Below are 3,210 nucleotides of genomic sequence, written 5' to 3' on the forward strand. Positions count from 1 at the left end.
TGCGCGGGGCGGCCGCGGCCCGGGTGACGGCGGCGCCGGTCTCGGCGGCGGAGGTGGCGGGGACGGTGGCGACGAGTTCCCCGGTCGCCGGGTTGAGGACGCGGTGTTCGGTGGCCGCGGGGGCCGGGCCGCGGTGTCCGGTGGTCACGGGTCGCCTCACAGGCGTTCGAAGGAGCGGCGGAGTTCCCAGTCGGTCACCGCGGCGTCGAAGGCCTCGAGTTCGACGCGCGCCATGTTGCGGTAGTGCGCGACCGTCTCCTCGCCGAAGGCCGCCCGGGCGATCTCGCTGTCCTCCCACAGCTCGGCCGCCTCGCGCAGCGTGGTGGGCACCCGGTCGTACCCTGCGGTGTAGGCGTTGCCGGTGCACGCCTCGGGGAGCTCCAGCCGGTTCTCGACGCCGTGGAGCCCGGCGGCGACGAGTCCGGCGACCGCCAGGTAGGGGTTGACGTCCCCGCCGGGCAGCCGGTTCTCGAAGCGCATCGAGGGGCCGTGTCCGACGACGCGCAGGGCGCAGGTCCGGTTGTCGTGGCCCCACGCGACGGCGGTGGGGGCGAAGGAGCCCGGCTGGAAGCGTTTGTAGGAGTTGACGTTCGGCGCGTAGAGCAGGGAGAAGTCGCGCAGTGCGGCGAGCTGGCCGGCGAGGAAGTGCCGCATCAGGGAAGACATGGTGCCGTCCTCGCCCGCCATGACGCTGTGTCCGCCCTCGTCCTGGAGCGAGAGGTGGATGTGGCAGGAGTTGCCCTCGCGCTCGTTGTACTTGGCCATGAAGGTGAGGGAGACGCCCTCCTGCGCGGCGATCTCCTTGGCACCGGTCTTGTAGACGGCGTGCTGGTCGCAGGTGACCAGGGCTTCGTCGTACCGGAACACGATCTCGTGCTGCCCCGGGTTGCACTCGCCCTTGGCCGACTCGACGGTGAGGCCGGCGCCCGCCATCTCGTTGCGGATGCGGCGCAGCAGCGGCTCGACGCGGCCGGTGCCGAGGACGGAGTAGTCGATGTTGTACCGGTTGGCCGGGGTGAGGTCGCGGTAGTCGCGGTCCCATGCCTGTTCGTAGGTGTCCTTGAAAACGATGAACTCGAGTTCGGTGCCCGCGTGCGCGGTCAGCCCGTGGGCGGCGAGCCGCTCCAGCTGCCGTCGCAGGATCTGGCGGGGTGCCGCGACGACCGGCGTGCCGTCCTCCCAGGCGAGGTCGGCCATGACCATCGCCGTGCCCTCGTGCCAGGGGACCATGCGCAGGGTGGCGAGGTCGGGGCGCATCGCGAAGTCACCGTAGCCGTCGGCCCAGGAGGACATGGCGAATCCGTCGACGGTGTTCATGTCCGTGTCGACGGCGAGCAGGTAGTTGCACCCCTCCGTGCCGTGCTCCAGTACGTCGTCGAGGAAGAACGGGGCGGCGAACCGCTTGCCCTGCAGCCGGCCCTGCATGTCGGGGAAGGCGAGGACCACGGTGTCGATGTCGCCGCTCGCGACGAGCGCGCGCAGCCGCTCGGCCCGGAGCGGAGGTGTTCGGTCTGCCACGGAAGGCTCCTCGTTCGGTCGGCCGGTCTAAGGTATGGGAGAAAACCATTGCGGGGAAGGGATGCGGGACGTGGCGGACGAGAGCGGGGCGTTCCCGCCCCTGGACCGCCTGTTGCCGGTCCTGCGGCCCGTCCGCGCGGGAAACGGCTTCGAGGAGGCCCTGGAGCAGATCCTCCAGGTGGTCCGGCTCGGGCTGGTGCCGGAAGGCGGACGGCTTCCCCCCGAGCGCGAGCTGGCCGAGCGCCTGGGCATCAGCCGCGTCACGCTGCGCGAGGTCCTCAAGGTCCTCCAGGAGCAGGGCGTCGTGGAGGCCAGGCGCGGGCGCTACGGCGGCACCTTCGTGCTTCCCCGCACGGCCCCGGCCGACGGGGAGGAGCTGCGCCGCCGCGCGGCGCGGACCGACATGGAGGACGTCCTGCTCTTCCGCGAGGTGCTGGAGACGGGCGCCGCGGGCCTGTGCGCGGGCCGCGGCCTCGACGAGGGGGGCGCGGCCCGGCTGCGTACGGCTCTGATCGCGACACACGAGGCACCTCTGCCCGAGTACCGCAGGATCGACACCCTGTTTCACCTGACACTGGCGGAGCTGTCCGGCTCACCGTCCCTGAGCGCCCGGTACGCCGCGGTCAGGGCGGCGGTGAACGACCTCCTCGACTGCATCCCCCTGCTGGTGCGCAACCTCGAACACGCGCAACGGCAGCACACGGCGCTCGTCGAGGCGGTGCTCGACGGCGACGAGGAGGCGGCACGCGCCGTGATGCGTGAGCACTGTGCGGGAACGGCGGCGCTCCTGCGGGGATTCCTGGCCTGAACCCGCCCTTCCGGATCCTCTCCCTTGCGCGCCCCCGCCGGACCAACAAAGGTATGGCGCAACACCATTGCACCGGGCCGGTTCGCGAACCGGCCCCCCGGAGGGACCGCACCATGCACCGACCGCTCATCGGCGTCACCACCTATCTGGAGCCGGCGGCTCGCTGGGGTGTCTGGGAACTGCCCGCGGCGGTGCTCCCCGCCGCCTATCCGCGGCTGGTCCGGCGTTCCGGCGGCCTGGCGGTCCTGCTGCCCCCGGACGAGGCGGAGCGGGCGGCCGATGTGGTGGCCCGTCTGGACGGCCTCGTGGTGGCGGGCGGCGCGGACGTCGACCCCGGGCTGTACGGCGCGGAGCGCGACTTCAGGACCGGGCCCCCGGCGCACGCGCGTGACGTCTGGGAACCCGCGCTGCTCCGGGCGGCGCTGGCGGCGGACGTTCCGGTGCTCGGCATCTGCCGCGGGATGCAGCTGCTCAACGTGGCGCTGGGTGGCACGCTGATCCAGCACCTGGACGGCCACGCGGGTCCGTACGGCAAGGCGGGGATCCTCGGCGAGCACGTGGTGACCCCGGTGGAGGGGACGTTGTACGCGTCGCTGGTGCCCGGGGAGGCGTCCGTACCCACCTACCACCACCAGGCCGTGGACCGGCTCGCTCCCGGTCTGGTGGCGTCCGCGTACGCCGCGGACGGCACGGTGGAGGCGGTCGAGCTGCCGGGGCCGCGGTGGGCGCTGGGGGTGCAGTGGCATCCGGAGATGGGTGAGGACCTCCGGGTCATGCGGGCGCTGGTGGAGGCGGCCCGGGCGAAGGCGGCCGCGTCCCCGGTCACCGTCGTGGGCTGACCCGGCCGGCCCGGCGGCGGGGTCCCGGCTCCCGCGGGCGCGTGG

Annotated in this window: 3 protein-coding genes; 2 read left to right on the forward strand and 1 reads right to left on the reverse strand. The window is 73.0% G+C overall.

Annotation, left to right across the window (positions count from 1 at the left end; translation table 11 throughout):
* Positions 1-156: 156 nt before the first annotated feature.
* Positions 157-1,518, reverse strand: coding sequence for a glutamine synthetase family protein (locus tag ABZ371_RS30730; protein ID WP_358685811.1), 1,362 nt, complete (start codon positions 1,516-1,518; stop codon positions 157-159).
* A 61-nt stretch (positions 1,519-1,579) separates the two neighbouring features.
* On the opposite strand from ABZ371_RS30730, the gene ABZ371_RS30735 reads away from it, so the two are divergent.
* Both ABZ371_RS30735 and ABZ371_RS30740 read left to right on the forward strand, forming a co-directional pair.
* A complete protein-coding gene (locus ABZ371_RS30735; protein ID WP_358685815.1) occupies positions 1,580-2,326 on the forward strand; it encodes an FCD domain-containing protein in 747 nt (248 codons plus the stop codon).
* A 113-nt stretch (positions 2,327-2,439) separates the two neighbouring features.
* Entirely contained in the window at positions 2,440-3,165 is a 726-nt protein-coding gene (locus ABZ371_RS30740) for a gamma-glutamyl-gamma-aminobutyrate hydrolase family protein (protein ID WP_358685813.1), read from the forward strand.
* The last annotated feature ends 45 nt before the right edge of the window (positions 3,166-3,210 follow it).

Source organism: Streptomyces sp. NPDC005899 (genome assembly GCF_040629645.1).
Taxonomy (GTDB): Bacteria; Actinomycetota; Actinomycetes; order Streptomycetales; family Streptomycetaceae; genus Streptomyces.

What these genes read in the sequence shown, in the direction of transcription:
- ABZ371_RS30735 (WP_358685815.1), top strand. Translation starts at nt 1,580, where the DNA reads ATGCGGGACGTGGCGGACGAGAGCGGGGCGTTCCCGCCCCTGGACCGC.
- ABZ371_RS30740 (WP_358685813.1), top strand. Translation starts at nt 2,440, where the DNA reads ATGCACCGACCGCTCATCGGCGTCACCACCTATCTGGAGCCGGCGGCT.